Raw genomic sequence first — 16,019 nt, 5'->3', positions numbered from 1 at the left:
AAAATGAAAGGTCTAATAATTCGTGACTTTATCAATTATAAAAGTGTTTATGTCGCTATAGCTATTTTAATACCGATTGGCTATGTCCTTACACTTCCACCTTTCCAAATTAGTTTAGGAATGTTACTGCCTGTTTTATTAATAGGAGTATTTTATAGTGACCATCAGTCTCGTATCAATCAATATTTGGTTAGCTTGCCAATTAGTCGGAGTAGTATCGTCATTTCGAGATATATATCCATGCTAATTGTCTGGATTGGAACTATAATATACCAACTTATTATTGGAAATCTAATGGCTTGGTTTGTCCCATACAATGTTTTCACTTTTGGTTGGAAGGAAATCGTAACGTTGCTCTGTTTGGGATTAATCATGCTAGCATTTTTTATACCGATTTTCTTTCTATTTAGATCCTTTTTATTACCAATCATTATCATTGTTGTCTGCTATTTTACTGTTTTTTTCTACTCATTGGATGCCCTAGTTAACCTTTCTGGAATGGAAACAGAAATTATTTTTAATTTTCTGGATCAATGGGTAGTACCACTTATTGAATCTGTCCTAACTTTTTATCCATTTCTCATTTTAACTATTCTTGGATTTTGTTTATTTTTTATATCCATGAAGGTTTCTGAAAAGTTACTCTCAGGTAAGAACATGATATAATCTGCATTTCATATTTTGTGAGTCACATTTTTCGTGTCTCACATTTTTTTTGATAAAAGAAGAAACGAGCCCTTTAATAATAGACTCGCTTCATGTAACTCTACCTCTCACAACCGTAGATAATCCCATTCTGTCTTCTTGCTTCTTCCGTTATAGAAAGTGTTAGCAAACTAAGTTCCTTTAATTCTAGATATTCTTCCTCATTTTTATTGGATATTATCCGCATAAAATTATTTATCTCAAACTTCATATCATCTTCCATATTATAAGTTACAACAGGTAACTCTTGGCCTGTAGCATTATCAATCAATTTCATATCCACGATTACCCCTGCATCTTCAAACACTACAGTACCTTTTTCTCCTTGAATTTCACATGGAATATACGAAGTTGATATTTTCGAACACATGATAGTCGAAATAAAACCATCATACCCTAATGTTAGTGTTCCACTTCCGTCAATACCCGACTCCAATACATTCGCAGAATAAGAAATTTTTGTAGGATTTCCAAACAACCCAACAGAGAGGTACAAGGGATATATCCCCAAATCAGTTAATGCTCCACCTGAGTACTCTGCTGAAAATACGTTTGGTCTACTTCCGGAAAGGTATTCATTATATTTTGAAGAATAACGGCTTCTATGTAAATTAGCAGCCCTAACAGGTCCGATTTTTTCAATTGCATTCTTTAACGCTTTAAAATTTGGCGAATGAAAATTACGGATAGCTTCGAATAAATAAACCCCGTTTTCTTTTGCCACTCGGAATGCCTCTTTAAGCTCCTTCGTGTTTGAAAAAATAGGCTTTTCACAGATGACATGCTTCTTATGTCTTAAAAATAACAGAGCATGTTCATAATGTAAGGAATTAGGTGAAGCAATATAAACGCAATCAATCTTTTCACTCTTAGCCATCTCTTCAAGATCCGTATAAATTAATGCTGCTTGATGTTTTTCAGCAAATTCTTTCGCCTTTATTTCTGACCTAGAATAAACTGCTTTGAGTATAAAATCATCCGATTTACGAGATGCATCAATAAAAGATGATGTTATCCAACTTGTTCCAACTGTTCCGAAATTCATTTCTTCATCCCCAATTTATAATATTTTCATCCTAATAGCCGTTAGAAAAACTACTGGTTTTCCACATTATCGTAGAAAACCAGTGCATTTTTTTTAGTTATTCTTTTAAATCTTATTTATCATTGCTTTCATTTCTGCTGCTACTTCTGCTGGATTTTCATCCTTCGTAATTGCACTTCCAACAATTAAGGTATCCGGCCCTTTTTCCACTACATCTGAGATGGTATTTAGGTCTATTCCACCGGCAACCGTTACTTCAACGTCACTACCCTCAACGAGAGAGAAATACTTTACATCAAACTTCCCTTCTCGTTGTTTATCTTTTCCAATATGAATACTTACCAAGTCTACACCCAGATCTTCTAGTTCCTTTACCCTTTCCTTATTGGATACTTCTAATAGGTCTACCATGATACGTCCACCGTATTCTTTAGCTACTTTAATGGAATCTAAAATAGTTAAATCGGATGCCAAAGCCATAACCGTTGTAATATCTGCTCCTGCTTTAAAGGCCTGTATTGCTTCATGGCCTCCAGCATCCATTGTTTTCATATCTGTAACAATTACTTTATCAGGATATTTCTCTTTGATTTCACGTACGATAGCCATTCCATATTCTTTGATAACACTAGTTCCTACTTCAATCCAATCAATAGATTCTCTTGTTTCATCTATAATATGAAGGCATTCTTCTCTTGTTAATCGATCTAATGCTAATTGTAAATTCATGAACCAACACCTCAATTATCTTTCTATATTTTCTTTTTCACCTAAACGGATTTTCACATCATCCATATATGGCAGTCCTTCATTATCACCTTTTACACCGACAACCATGGAGCCTACTGTATTACCAAATTCTAGTGATTTTCTTAAAGTCCAACCGTTTACTAACCCATAAATAAATCCTGCATTAAAACCGTCTCCAGCACCCACCGTGTCAACTACCTTTTTTGCTTTGAAGGCGTCAACTGTTACAACTTCACCATTATGGTAGCCAATCGAGCCTTTGTCCCCTTGTTTGATGGCTACATAAGGAATACCGATTTCCTTTGCTTTATTAATAATTGCTTCTGGGTCTTTTACACCCCAGATTATCTCCATCTCCTCATCACCTGCAAGCAAAATATCAATCTGTGGCAGGATTTCTGATAAATAGTTTCTTGCCTCTTCCTTGTCCCACAGTTTCAAGCGAATATTAGGATCCAGTGAAATTTTTACACCATGCTTTTTTGCTAAGCTGATTGCTTTTTCAAAAACTGATCTATTTACAGGATTAATCGCAGGATATATTCCTGTCAAATGAAGTATCTTGGCATTTTTAAGATAAGACTCATCCAGGCCATCGGGCGTAATTGTTAACGTCGGTGATTTGTCTCGATAGTAAAACGTTCTAACAGAGCCATCTTCCATAATTTCTTTAAAGTTTAATGAGGTAGGATAGCTATCAATAAAATCAACCTGGGAAACATCGACTCCTTCACCTCTTGCAAAATTTCGAATATGTTTACCGAACTCATCATTGCCTAGTCGACTAATCCAGCCTGCTTTTAGACCAAGTCTTGTACAGCCAATCGCAAAGTTTAACTCCGCTCCTCCGACTTTTTTTTCAAAATTATTTACAAATCTCATAGGCCCTGTTGCTGATGGATCAAAAACAATCATCGCCTCACCAATAGTAATAATATCATTCATTTTTCTTCCCCCAATCAACTTCTTAGGTGTTATAGTTGCTTTTTAGATATGATTTCTATACCATTTTCATCACCAACAATGACAGTATCAACCATATTGACAAACAATCCCGTTTCTACAACACCTACAAGGGCTTTGATACTATCATGTAGCTGTTCGGGATTGTTGATTGATGTAAATTGACAATCTAATATATAGTTCCCGTTATTTGATACGAAGATATTCCCGTCTTTCATCCTTAGTTTTGGGATCGCACCTATGTTGGCAATTCGTTTGGCTGTAACCTGATAGCCAAATGGGACAACCTCAACTGGTAATGGGAATGCACCAAGTGTTTCTACCATTTTAGTGTTATCTGCAATGACAATAAGTTTTTCTGCTATAGCATCTACTATTTTTTCCCTAACAAGGGAACCCCCACCGCCTTTGGTAAGATGGAATTCAGGGTCAATCTCATCCGCACCGTCAATAGCAAGGTCAATTCTCTCTACTTGTGAAAAGTCTACTAATGGAATTCCGAATTCCTTTGCCCAACCCTCAGTTCGTTTTGATGACGGTACACCTTTAATATCCAATCCTTGTTGCACAAGTTCTGCTAATTTTTTCATCATCCAATAGACCGTTGATCCTGACCCTAAGCCAAGTATCATACCATTCTCAATAAATTCCACAGCCTTTTCACCGGCTGCTTTTTTATAAAGTTCTAATTGTTCCATGTTAAATCTCCTTTCATATCTATCTAAATAAACGACTCCAGCATTTCTACTGGAGTCATCTATATCACATTTCCTATCTAAAATAGACTTGGATTAATTAATTTAGGAATATAAAATGCGATGTCTGGGAAGAAAGCGATAAATAATAGGACAACCAGGATAATAGCAAGATATGGAATTACTGCTTTAAACGACCGTTCAATCGACATTTCACCTATTTTGGATGCTAGTAGTAAACATAATCCGTATGGTGGTGTCACTAGACCAATTGCTAGAGTTATAACTACGATTAATCCTAAGTGAACTGGATCGATACCAAATGCTGTTGCAGTCGGTAAGATTACCGGAACGAATAGAATCATGGCAGGTATTGCATCCATAAATGTACCAACAAATAGGAAGAACGCGATTATGATAATTAGAAATACTGCTGTTGAACCAATATTGTTAGCAAAGAAGTTCTGAGCAATAGTACTTAATTGGTAATAACTCATTAATTCCCCAAGTGCACTAGCAGCTGCCAATGCGAATAGGGATAAAGAACTAAGTGCCAACGTATCAAATAGAATTTTCGGTAAGTCTTTTAGTTTTAAAGTTCTATAGTAAAACATGCTAATTAGTAACGTGTAAAGTGAAGCAATCGCTGCAGCTTCTGTTGCTGTGAAGAATCCAGTGGTTATCCCACCAATAATAATGATAATCGTAAATAATGCCGGAGCAGATTCAAGAATTAATTTAATAAGTTTTTTGAACTCCGTACGTTTTGATTTTGGATAGTTTCGTTTTAAAGCGACTATATAGATAAATAGCATCATGCCAAGTCCGATTAGAATACCAGGAACAATTCCTCCTAAGAATAGTGCACCTACTGAAGCATTAGCTATACCAGCAAAAATAATCATCGGGATACTCGGTGGGATGACAACACCAATTGTTGATGATGCTGCAGTAACAGCTACAGCCGTTTCTGTATCATAACCATTTTTCTTCATACTCGGAATCAAAATCTTACCAACACCAGCAGTATCAGCTTGCGATGCACCAGATACACCAGCAAAAAGCATGGAAACTAGAATGTTTGCGTGTGCTAAACCACCACGAATTGGGCCAACAAGCGCAAGGGCAAGTTCAATTAGTTTGGTAGAAATTTTCCCTGAATTCATGAGATTTGCTGCCAATATAAATAGTGGCACTGCTAATAGTACGAAAGAGTCTAGACCATTAAGCATCTTCATTGGAACCGTTACTTCTGGTACATACGGAATATTCATGATCCCTAGCAACGCTACAATTCCGATAACAAAGGCAATCGGTATCCCAATGAGCATTAATATGACAAATAATGCTAATAGAATGAATCCCATTATGCTTGTCCCCCTTTCCATGCTTTTAGATGGTTAATAATATGGTTGACTGAATAAATAATCATCGTTCCTCCCATAATGGGAATGGCAATCCAAACATAGCCCATTTTTAACTCCGGAATGGATGTCCAATTATAGTCCCAGAATTGTTGACATACTTGAATACCATAAATAAAAATTGCAATATTGAATAGAATGAGGACCAAATCATTAAAGATGTTTAACATAAATTTCTTTTTACCTGTTAGTTTTTTCAGAAGGATATCAAAATTGAAGTGTTCTTTTCGATTTACCATAATTGCTGCACCCATAAACATTGCCCAAATAAATGAATTGGATGCCATTTCCACTGTCCAAATAGCTGAAATCCCTAAATGCCTAGTGACAATTTGGTACAGAATGACTAGAAAGAAAACGGATAAAAACGCTACCCCTATTGTAATTTGTATTTTCTCAAGTATTTTAACAAAGCGGTTCATAGTAATCCTCCTATATAAAAGCTAAAGAGAGGGGCGATAAATGCCCCAACTCGTTAGCTAAATAATCATAGCTGATTATTTTGTTTCACGAATCTGTTTTAATAGATCTTCTGCACCCATGTCTTTAGCTGCTTGATCTTGTAATGGTTTTGCTAACTCAATAAATGGCGCTCTGTCGATTTCACTAACTTCTGCACCTTCGTCAATTGCTTTTTGTTTATATTCTTCTTCTTGCTTATAAACTGCTTCTCTTTCTGCTTCAACAGATGCTTCTGCTGCTTCAAGAATTACTTGTTGTTGTTCCTCTGTGAAAGAATCAAACTTCTTACCATTTACTAATAAAAATCTTGTTGTATAGTCATGACCTGTTTCAGAAATATATTTACCATTCTTTGTTGTATGGTGATTTTGCTGTACAAAGTATGGGTAAGCGTTTTCAGCTGAAGCAACAACGTCTTGTTGTAGTGCTTGATATAATTCACCCCATGCTACGTCAGTTGGAACAGCACCAGCTTGTTTCCAATAATCAGCAACAACACCAGATGTTTGTGTTCTAATGGTCAAACCTTTTAAGTCATCCATTGACTCAAGTGTCTTGTTACCATAAAAATGACGAACACCTGCAGACCAATATCCAAGTAACTTAAAGTCATTGTTAGATCCCTCATTGATCATTTCTGCCATTTTTTGACCAACTTCACCATCTACAACTGTTTCCCAATGGTCATAGCTCTCAAATAAATAAGGTAGAGCAAATAGGTCAACTTCTTTAATTCCCGTTGAAGACATGAAACCAGGTGAAACAAGTACGACATCAGCTGCACCAAGTTTTAGCTTTTCAACAAGTTCAGATTCTTCCGTACCAATTGTACCCGCATGAACTTCAACTTCGATGCTACCGTTTGACTCCGCTTCTGCAACTTCTTTAAATTTTAATAAACCAGCTTGGTATGGATTTTCTTGATCGGTTTGGTTATGCGCTGCGATAATTTTGATTTTACCATCTTCACTACCTGCATTTTTGCTGTCATCACTTCCACAAGCAGCTAATGCTGTAAATGTTATAAATACTAAAATTAATGATAAAAATTTTATTCTCTTGGTCATTTGACTTTCCCCCAATAATATTTGATAAACTACTATAATTCCTTGTGTTTGTTTACAAATTTTCTTGCTGTATTTGTCAATAGTTGATAATCTTCATCAGTCTTTAGTTTGCTTACGTTAACCAAATTGCTACCTATACCGACTGCGACACCTCCTTTAGTGAAATAATCATTCATATTCTCCAATGTAATACCCCCAGTTACCATCAACGGAATATGAGGTAATGGACCATGGACACTTTTAATATAATCTGGTCCAAATACATTTGCTGGAAAAACCTTCACCATTTGGGCACCGTTTTCATAAGCAGTTAATATTTCTGTCGGAGTTAGAGCACCGGCAATATTTAATACTCCATAACGACTTGTTAAGCGAATTGTATCCACATTTACTGTTGGTGAAACAATGAACTTTGCTCCTGCAATGATGGTTGCCCGTGCTGTTTCCGGATCTAAAACTGTACCTACACCAATTAAGACATCTTCTTCAAACTCAGCCACTGCCATTTCAATTAAGTTGGTTACTCTCGGTGTTTCGGCAGTGATTTCAACAGCCTTAACTCCACCTAAAGATAACGCCCTAATAATCGGGATGATATTCTTTTCATCTGCTTTTCGAATTACTGCAACAATTGGGTTTTTCTTTAATCGTTCGAATGCATTCATCAACAATCCTTCTTTCTTTTCTATTCCAAATTGGCATGTCTACTTTTTAATTGCTCATGATCCTTACCCTCATTATTTACCAGGTTATAAACGATTAGGGCATCTAATAATAAATGTGCCGACTGATCAAATTGACTACCAAGTGGTTGTATAGTTTTTGGTTCCTCTGGCTTACGTTTCTTAGTAGCTGCTGGAATGGTGATCACACAATCACTCATTTCTGCTATTGTAGATTTTCGATTTGTAGTTACTAAAGCAAGCTTTGCTCCTACTTCTTTTGCCTTCTTCGCAAAGTTTACAAGTGATGCTGTGTTTCCTGACCCAGATATAAGTAAGAGAATATCTCCATTCTGAATGCTTGGAGTTGTTGTTTCACCAACAATAAACACATTGAAACCATTGTGCATTAACCGCATACCGAATACTTTTCCAATGAGGCCCGAACGGCCTGTACCCGCAATAAAAATTCGATTTGAAGATGTCATTACATCATGTAATTGAACAACCTCCTCTTCATTTACTCGATTTAATACCTCAGTGATCTCACTTGAAACCGTTTTAATTATTGTTTTCATTAAACAAACTCCTCTGTGTCTTTGTACATGTCTATTCTTAGGACTAGCTGGATGAACGAACAATTAGCTTTGGTTCAAAACGAAATATTTCTTCACTCGGAATGGTTTTGTTTTTTATTTTCTCAAATAGTAGATTTGCTGCCTTTGTTCCCATTTCAAAAGCAGGTTGTGCTATCGAAGTGATAGTTGGATAATAAATATTTGCAAAGGGAACATCATCAATTGCAATTAAAGCCAAATCCTCAGGAATCCTAAGCTCTTTTTGCTTTGTGTACTTCAGTACTTCATAGAGAGTCAAGTCATTCCCAGCTATGATTGCATTTGGCGGTTCAGGTAAGTCTAACATTTCCTCAAGTCCCTTTTGCATTCCTTGAACTTCTACGCTTTTCATGTAGTCGGGATAAAAAGAAAGCCCATTATCTTGTAATGCTTTTTTATATCCTTCTATCCGCTCCATTCTAGGAGTAATACTTTCGGCGTTCTCCGGCATAATAATCCCAATCCGGTCATATCCCTTAGTTACTAATTCATTTACCGCAAGTGTAGCCGCTTTCATATTATCCAATAATATGGCACTAGTCGTAATCCCTGGAACATGACGGTCAACAAAGACTATTGGAAAATTCTCTTTAATCATTTGTTGATAGGACTGAACATTGCTTCCAGTAGGAAAAATAATAATTCCATCAACTTGTTTTGCACGAAGCATATCAATGTATTTTTTTTCTTTTTGAGGATCATCATCTGCATTACAGAGAATGACATGGAAATCTTGCTGATTGCAAAAATCCTCAATGGCACGAATGATTTGGGTTGAAAACACATGAAGAATATTCGCCGTAATCACACCAATTGTTGTTGTTGACTTTTGCTTTAGACTTCTTGCTATAAAATTTGGATGATAGCCTAATTCATCTATCGCCTGTTCAATCTTCTTTTTCGTCTTATCAGCCATATAATCATAACGTTTATTTAAGTACTGGGAGACGGTACTCTTGGAAACCCCAGCTTGCCTTGCCACATCTGTAATTGTCACCGTTTTCATAAAATCAATTACTCCTATGTGGTTTATCACTAAACCGATTTACTAAACCGGTTTACTAAACCGATTTAGTGTAAGTATAAATCAAATGTAACCGCTTTACAATAGTTTTTTATTTTTATTTTATTTTTTTGCTTTTCTAAATGGCCATCTTTATAATTAGCTTTAATAGATTTGACAAACTTCCCTTCCCATGCGATAATAATCTAGTTACCTAAAGTAACATTCGAATCTGGCAGTCTACAATGTTTTTGTTGATGCTTATTCACACTGGCGCGACTAAGGGGTCGCAAGGACGTAAGAGAAGGTTGGGCTTACGTTGCTTAAGTTAGAAGACATCGGATTAATTTCAGTTACTTCCTATCACCACTGGGATCGGGACGATATTAATCTAGGTGGAAGGTTTACCGCGGTTAAGTGAAATTCTAGAAAGAACTCGGAAGCGTTACCGAGATAACAACTTTTGATAAACAAATTAAATTGAATTTCCCACCCGATGCATTTCGGGATATATATAAAAACGATGTGTTACTTTAGAAATATAAGGGGTACCCTAAATACTAGGGTATCCCTTTTCCAATACATAAGAAATGAGGGTTAAGGATGAACGAATTAGGTACAATTCAATCCATGTCAGTTGACCGAAAAATTGATACTGGATATGTGTTAAAAAAGGATACGACAGAAGCATTACTTCATCATAATGAAGCAGATGGTGAATTAGAGGTTGACCAAAAAGTTGACGTGTTTTTATACCAGGATAAAAAAGGGAATCTAACTGCATCAATGAAGCTCCCTAATATTGTAATGGATCAATATGGGTGGGGAACAGTTGTGAATGTCCTTCCACATTTAGGTGCTTTTGTAGATATTGGAACAACAAAAGAATTCTTAGTATCTAAAGATGATTTACCACTATTCGAAGATGTTTGGCCTAAAGAAGAGGATATGCTTTATGTAACATTAGGTAAGGACCGTAAAGGTAGACTACTTGCTATTCCAGCTACAGAAGGGGTAATTGCACGAGAAATTGAACTCGCTCCGGATTCACTTTTAAATCAAACCGTTTCCGGTCGTGTTTATCATACTAGCAGGGAAGGTACTGCAATCATTACCGATGATAATTACCGCGGATTTATTCACCATTCGGAAAGAAAAAGTGAACCTCGTTTAGGTGAACTTGTACAAGGTCGAATAATTGAAGTTAAATATGATGGGACATTAAATATCTCCCTTCGTCCATTGAAGCAACACGGAATGGTTGAAGATTCAGATATGATATTAGAACATTTAGAGGAACATGATGGAATGATCCCATTTAGTGACAAAAGTGACCCAGAGGATATTCGTGGAACATTTAATATTAGTAAAGCTGCCTTTAAACGTGCATTAGGCAAACTAATGAAAGAAGGAAAGATTGAGCAGCGTGATGGGAATACCTATTTAAAATAATCTATAAGAAAAATTTCAATTTGAAGAAAAACATCGCACAGTAGAAGAACTGTGCGATGTTTTTTTAGTTATGTGTAAATATAATTACTAATCAATTCATTTTTTTATGCTTTCCCATCATGGACTTGATATGCATGACTAATACTAGTCACCAAGAAACTGATACCAGCAGCGAATAGGCATGCAATTCCCCATCCACCTAGGCCAGCTTCCCAAATCATGATTTTTTGTGGAGTAGCTGAGCAAACAACGATGATACCGCCAAAGAATAGAATAGCACTTGGGTAATATGGTAAATAGCCATTGCCACCCGTTGTTTTCAAGAAAATAAAGCCTAAGATAATAGCTACTACTGCTAAGACGGCAGCTATTGTTATAACCGCTTGAACTAACATGCTTACACCTCACTTTTATGATGTATTTATAGTAAATATCAAAATTTTTTTGATATACTAATATAATTTCCGAATTATTCGAATACAAATTAACAAACACTTTTTTTGAAAGTGCTTTCATACTTTAGTAAAGAAAGGATGTGACCTTAATTTCATGACATAATTATTTTTATCATACCAAAAGAAAGGAGATTAATCTATGAAAAAGAGTTTTTTGTGGCAAATACTCGCCGCTTTTGCATTAGCTATTATTGTCGGATTAATATTTGGGGAACGTGCAACGTTTGTTCAGCCACTAGGAGACTTATTTTTACGCTTAATTAAGTTTATTATCGTTCCGTTAATATTAGCAACAATCATTGTTGGAGTTACCAGTGCTGGTGATTTGAAAAAGCTTGGTAGACTTGGTGGGAAAACAATCATTTTTTACTTAACTACCAGTTTCCTTGCTATAGCCATTGGTTTAACCATTGCATCGGTCCTTTCTCCAGGCACTGGTGTCGATGTACAGTTAAATGAAGAAAATATTCCGTCAGGTGAAACACAAAGTGTTATTGATACTCTACTTAACATAGTACCTACTAATCCTATCGAATCCCTAGCAACTGCAAATGTTCTACAAATTATCTTTTTTGCCATTTTCCTTGGACTTGGAATTACAATGGTTGGAGAAAAAGCGGCACCCGTCCAACGTTTCTTTGATGGACTAGCTGAGATTATGTATAAAATCACCTCTGTAGTAATGACACTTGTCCCTCTCGGTATCTTCGGTTTACTAGCACCGATTGTTGGGCAGTATGGATTGGATGTATTAACGCCATTAATGAAATTAATTCTTGCCGTACTAATTGCTTGTCTAATTCAAGTATTGGTAGTTTACTCAATCGCACTGAAATCCCTCGGAAAAATGAGCCCAATGCATTTCTTTAAAGGAATCTTTCCAGCAGCATCAGTTGCATTTACAACATGTAGTAGTTCTGGAACATTGCCTGTAACCATGAAGAACACCCAAGAAAATTTAGGTGTCTCCAAAGAAACTTCGAGTTTTGTTCTTCCGTTAGGCGCAACCATAAACATGGACGGAACAGCAATCTACCAGGGGATAGCTGTTATGTTTACCGCACAATACTTTGGCCAATCCCTTACCTTCAGCCAACTAATAATCGTTGCTTTAGTAGCGACTCTTGCGTCAATCGGTGCTGCAGGAGTACCAGGCGCTGGAATGGTGATGCTTACCATGACTTTAGCAGCTGTTAATTTACCACTTGAAGCGATTGCATTAATCGCTGGTATCGACCGCATTCTTGATATGATGCGTACGTCTGTTAATATTATGGGGGATGCTACAGCAAGTGTTGTGATTGAGCAATCTGAGAAGAAAAATAACGCTAAGGTAGCATAAAACACGGTGTGGAGAACCGACCTGGGAGGGTCGGTTCTTTCTATTTTGCTTAATAAGTACACCGTGGTATTGGAGCTTTGGACCCTGGTTGAAAACTTTTTGACCGAGGATTTGCTGCTTGGGACCATGATTGAGAACCTTGTGCCCGAGGGTCGGAAACATGTGTCCATTAGCGATACCAAACTCCCTTAACAACCAAAGACTCTTTACCAAACTATCTTTTCAATTCTTAATAACAAAAATATCTTATTTTTCCCAAAAATAGTGTACACTAGAAAAGTAAGAATTTTTTATTTAGGGGGAACAGTCATGCAGACATTTGAAAATTATACATACGAGCGTCCGGATCTTCAACAGAATCAAGAAAAGTTTGCGGTATTGCTAGATGCTTTTAAAAATGCTACATCAGCGGATGAGCAAAACGAGGCAATAGAACAGATTAATGCGTTTCGCGCCCACTTTTCAACATTATTTAACCTAGTGTATATCCGTGCTTCCATTGACACTAATGATGAATATTACCAAAAGGAACGCGATTACATGGACGAGATTACTCCTGAAATCCAAAAGCTAGATACTGATTTTTATAAGGAATTAATCAAGACTCCATTTCGTTCTGATTTAGAGAAAAAGTGGGGAACACAACTTTTTGAGATTGCAGATTACTCCATAAAAGCATTTGCACCAGAGGTAATCGAATTACTACAACAGGAGAACAAGCTTACTTCTGAATACTCCAAATTGGTTGCATCTGCTCAAGTTGAGTTTAACGGAGAAACATATACATTAGCACAACTTGGACCTTTCATGCAGGATAGAGACCGTGATGCACGTAAAAAAGCTGCTTCTGCTGCTTCTGGATTCTTTGAAGCGAACGCAGAAAAATTCGATGCTATATACGACCAATTAGTGAAATTACGTCATGATATTGCAACAACACTTGGATACAAGAACTTTGTTGAACTTGGCTACATCCGTATGATGCGAATTGGTTATAATGCGGATATGGTAGCTAATTATCGAAAACAGGTTCAGGAATCTATTGTTCCATTAGTAACGAAACTATTTAAGAAACAAGCTGAGCGCATTGGGATTGATTCTTTGAAATTTTATGATGAAAGTATTGAATATAAAACAGGTAATGCAACACCGAAGGGTTCACCGGAATGGATTATTGAAAATGGCAAGAAAATGTATGAAGAACTTTCACCAGAAACAAATGAATTTTTCCACTATATGCTTGATCGGAACTTAATGGATCTAGAAGCGAAAAAAGGTAAAGAATCAGGTGGATATTGTACCTTTATAGAAGATTATCAATCACCATTTATTTTCTCTAATTTCAATGGTACTTCTGGAGATATAGACGTTCTAACTCATGAGGCAGGTCATGCATTCCAAGTGTATCAAAGTCGTGGTATTGGAATTCCGGAATATATTTGGCCAACACATGAAGCTGCAGAAATCCATTCAATGAGCATGGAATTCTTAACATGGCCATGGATGGATCTATTCTTTGAAGAGGATACCGATAAATATAAGTATTCCCATTTAGCGAGTGGACTTCGTTTCCTACCGTATGGTGTAGCTGTTGACGAATTCCAGCATCTAGTTTACGAAAATCCTGAATGGTCTCCAGAAGATCGAAAAGTGGCATGGAAACAATTAGAGGAAAAATATTTACCACATCGTGATTACGGTGATATGCCTTATTGGGGAACTGGTGCAATCTGGCAACGTCAAGGTCATATTTATGAATCTCCATTCTACTACATCGATTATACCCTTGCACAAATTTGTGCATTCCAGTTCTGGAAGCGTTCCAGGGAAGATCGTGAGGCAGCATGGAATGATTACTTGAATCTATGTAAGCTTGGAGGGTCTAAACCCTTCCTAGGTTTAGTAAAAGCAGCTAATCTTCAGTCACCATTTGAAGATGGTACAGTAGAGTACACCGTTCAAGCAATTGAAGAATGGCTTGAATCTGTGGATGATAAAGCACTATAATTAGAACAAAAAAGGATTGGGGCTATCGACCTCAATCCCTTTTTTGTTATGCAACTAACTTATGGAGCCTCTTTATATTAAGCTTAGAAACCACAAACACAAATAACTTATAGATTAAATATCCCACTAAGGTACCTAATACATTAAAAATAAGATCATCAATGTCGGTAATTCTTCCTACCATACCTAATGAAGATTCAAGCAGTTGCAAGAATTCTATGGCAACAGAAACCGCGCCCCCAGCAAGTAAGGTATATCGAAGAGACTTTAACTTTTTCCATACTATTGGTGCTAGAAACCCAAAAGGCATCAATAAAAGGATATTGCCTAGTACATTTCTCGCAATTAAGCTAATCATGAATAGTGAATCCCCTTCATAAGCAACGCCAATCTGCTTAATATCCAGTAATACCGTCCTAAATGGGATGACATTCATATTTCTAAAAACACTTTCCACCGCATAAAAATCTCCCAATGGTAAGGGGAATAATGTAACAGATACTACCATGGACATATACAATACAAAAAGAAAATATATAATCTCTCTCATCCAATTGAACTGTTGTGATTTATTTCTAATACTAGTTATGACTTTTACAACTACATAAATTACGATAGAAATGACGACAAAAACATCTCCGTCAATATTATAATACACCTTTTCTCACCCTTACATTATTCTATTACCAAAAAGGTTCCTGTTCATTAGAGAGATACTTAGATGAAAGGACTACTGTTAATTTATAAATCTAATTTCAACCGAATCATATCCCTGCACGGAATTCCAAATTCAATAATTTCCTCTGAATAGTTACGAATAAAAAAGTCTGTATCAATACCAATAATTCTAAATCCGCATTTTTGATACAATGCTAATTGATTAATGCTAGAGTTACCTGTACCAATTTCAATAGCATTATACCCACCTATTCTTGCTTTTCGGATAGCATCGGAAACTAACTTTTTACCAATCCCTTTACCACGATGTTTATCTGAAACGGCAACATTCACAATTTCCATCGTTCCTGGTCTTGTTGGAAGTAGTACATATACACCGACGATTTCACTGTTCAATTCACCAACATAACAATCCCCGCGTTGAAGATAACCCATAATCATTTCTTCAGAAGGGTCTGCTAATAACAATAATTCAATTGGAGGTACTTCCTCTTTGCTAAGTTTTCTTATGTCCATACTTTTCTCCTGCCTTATTGGAAATAGATTGAGCACATCTAAATAGAGTGAATACGCTTAACTTTATATTTTAGCATAAATTCAAAAATCTATAAATATTATACTATCTCTTCCCCTATCTTAACATAAATATTTACCGATTTTACTACTGTTTTTGGCTAATATGTATAACAGAT

The 16,019-nt window shown here is 36.2% G+C and carries 17 protein-coding genes; 4 read left to right on the top strand and 13 right to left on the bottom strand.

The features are described 5' to 3' along the window. The first annotated feature begins 3 nt into the window (after positions 1 to 3). Positions 4 to 666: an ABC-2 transporter permease gene (locus tag TY11_RS13400; RefSeq protein ID WP_042146977.1), complete on the top strand. Its 663-nt coding sequence runs from the start codon at positions 4 to 6 to the stop codon at positions 664 to 666. Between the two features lie 100 nt (positions 667 to 766). On the opposite strand, the gene TY11_RS13395 is transcribed toward TY11_RS13400, so the two are convergent. The 10 genes from TY11_RS13395 to TY11_RS13350 form a co-directional block, all read right to left on the bottom strand. Further along, entirely contained in the window at positions 767 to 1,750 is a 984-nt protein-coding gene (locus TY11_RS13395; RefSeq protein WP_042146974.1) for a Gfo/Idh/MocA family protein, read from the bottom strand. Between the two features lie 105 nt (positions 1,751 to 1,855). Continuing rightward, positions 1,856 to 2,479 carry a 3-hexulose-6-phosphate synthase gene (hxlA, locus tag TY11_RS13390; RefSeq protein ID WP_042146971.1) on the bottom strand — a complete coding sequence of 208 codons (624 nt, stop codon included), beginning with the start codon at positions 2,477 to 2,479 and terminating at the stop codon, positions 1,856 to 1,858. Between the two features lie 15 nt (positions 2,480 to 2,494). Further along, positions 2,495 to 3,445: a sugar kinase gene (locus tag TY11_RS13385; RefSeq protein ID WP_042146967.1), complete on the bottom strand. Its 951-nt coding sequence runs from the start codon at positions 3,443 to 3,445 to the stop codon at positions 2,495 to 2,497. 29 nt (positions 3,446 to 3,474) lie between these two features. After that, on the bottom strand, positions 3,475 to 4,161 hold the full coding sequence (rpiA, locus tag TY11_RS13380) for a ribose-5-phosphate isomerase RpiA (protein ID WP_042146965.1): 687 nt from the start codon (positions 4,159 to 4,161) through the stop codon (positions 3,475 to 3,477). 77 nt (positions 4,162 to 4,238) lie between these two features. Continuing rightward, complete coding sequence (locus TY11_RS13375) at positions 4,239 to 5,525, bottom strand: TRAP transporter large permease (RefSeq protein ID WP_042146961.1); 1,287 nt, start codon at positions 5,523 to 5,525, stop codon at positions 4,239 to 4,241. Beyond that, entirely contained in the window at positions 5,525 to 6,004 is a 480-nt protein-coding gene (locus TY11_RS13370; RefSeq protein ID WP_042146959.1) for a TRAP transporter small permease, read from the bottom strand. Before TY11_RS13370 ends, TY11_RS13375 begins: the two co-directional genes overlap by 1 nt. 75 nt (positions 6,005 to 6,079) lie before the next feature. Beyond that, positions 6,080 to 7,111, bottom strand: coding sequence for a TRAP transporter substrate-binding protein (locus TY11_RS13365; RefSeq protein WP_052345834.1), 1,032 nt, complete (start codon positions 7,109 to 7,111; stop codon positions 6,080 to 6,082). 32 nt (positions 7,112 to 7,143) lie between these two features. After that, positions 7,144 to 7,776 carry a bifunctional 4-hydroxy-2-oxoglutarate aldolase/2-dehydro-3-deoxy-phosphogluconate aldolase gene (locus TY11_RS13360; protein ID WP_042146955.1) on the bottom strand — a complete coding sequence of 211 codons (633 nt, stop codon included), beginning with the start codon at positions 7,774 to 7,776 and terminating at the stop codon, positions 7,144 to 7,146. A 20-nt stretch (positions 7,777 to 7,796) separates the two neighbouring features. After that, positions 7,797 to 8,351 (bottom strand): 6-phospho-3-hexuloisomerase, encoded by a 555-nt coding sequence (hxlB, locus tag TY11_RS13355; protein ID WP_042146952.1) that lies wholly within the window; start codon positions 8,349 to 8,351, stop codon positions 7,797 to 7,799. Positions 8,352 to 8,394: 43 nt separating this feature from the next. Then, on the bottom strand, positions 8,395 to 9,396 hold the full coding sequence (locus TY11_RS13350; RefSeq protein WP_042146949.1) for a LacI family DNA-binding transcriptional regulator: 1,002 nt from the start codon (positions 9,394 to 9,396) through the stop codon (positions 8,395 to 8,397). A 600-nt stretch (positions 9,397 to 9,996) separates the two neighbouring features. Here TY11_RS13350 and TY11_RS13345 point away from each other — a divergent pair. Next, positions 9,997 to 10,845, top strand: coding sequence for a CvfB family protein (locus TY11_RS13345; RefSeq protein WP_042146946.1), 849 nt, complete (start codon positions 9,997 to 9,999; stop codon positions 10,843 to 10,845). 104 nt (positions 10,846 to 10,949) lie between these two features. Here TY11_RS13345 and TY11_RS13340 read toward each other — a convergent pair whose 3' ends face one another. Next, a complete protein-coding gene (locus TY11_RS13340) occupies positions 10,950 to 11,240 on the bottom strand; it encodes a hypothetical protein (protein WP_042146943.1) in 291 nt (96 codons plus the stop codon). Between the two features lie 199 nt (positions 11,241 to 11,439). On the opposite strand from TY11_RS13340, the gene TY11_RS13335 reads away from it, so the two are divergent. Both TY11_RS13335 and TY11_RS13330 read left to right on the top strand, forming a co-directional pair. Next, entirely contained in the window at positions 11,440 to 12,642 is a 1,203-nt protein-coding gene (locus TY11_RS13335) for a dicarboxylate/amino acid:cation symporter (RefSeq protein ID WP_042146940.1), read from the top strand. Positions 12,643 to 12,951: 309 nt separating this feature from the next. Further along, positions 12,952 to 14,649, top strand: coding sequence for a M3 family oligoendopeptidase (locus TY11_RS13330; RefSeq protein ID WP_042146937.1), 1,698 nt, complete (start codon positions 12,952 to 12,954; stop codon positions 14,647 to 14,649). Between the two features lie 46 nt (positions 14,650 to 14,695). Here the strand turns inward: TY11_RS13330 and TY11_RS13325 are convergent, their stop codons facing one another. Both TY11_RS13325 and TY11_RS13320 read right to left on the bottom strand, forming a co-directional pair. After that, complete coding sequence (locus TY11_RS13325; protein WP_042146935.1) at positions 14,696 to 15,307, bottom strand: VanZ family protein; 612 nt, start codon at positions 15,305 to 15,307, stop codon at positions 14,696 to 14,698. An 83-nt stretch (positions 15,308 to 15,390) separates the two neighbouring features. Beyond that, the gene (locus TY11_RS13320; protein WP_042146932.1) at positions 15,391 to 15,843 is read right to left on the bottom strand and encodes a GNAT family N-acetyltransferase; all 453 of its coding nucleotides are present in this window, start codon (positions 15,841 to 15,843) and stop codon (positions 15,391 to 15,393) included. Positions 15,844 to 16,019: the final 176 nt, after the last annotated feature.

This window comes from Paucisalibacillus algeriensis (assembly GCF_000577245.1).
Lineage (GTDB): Bacteria > Bacillota > Bacilli > Bacillales > Amphibacillaceae > Ornithinibacillus.
Note: the sequence above shows the minus strand (reverse complement) of the source record. Positions and strands in the feature narration are given on the sequence as shown.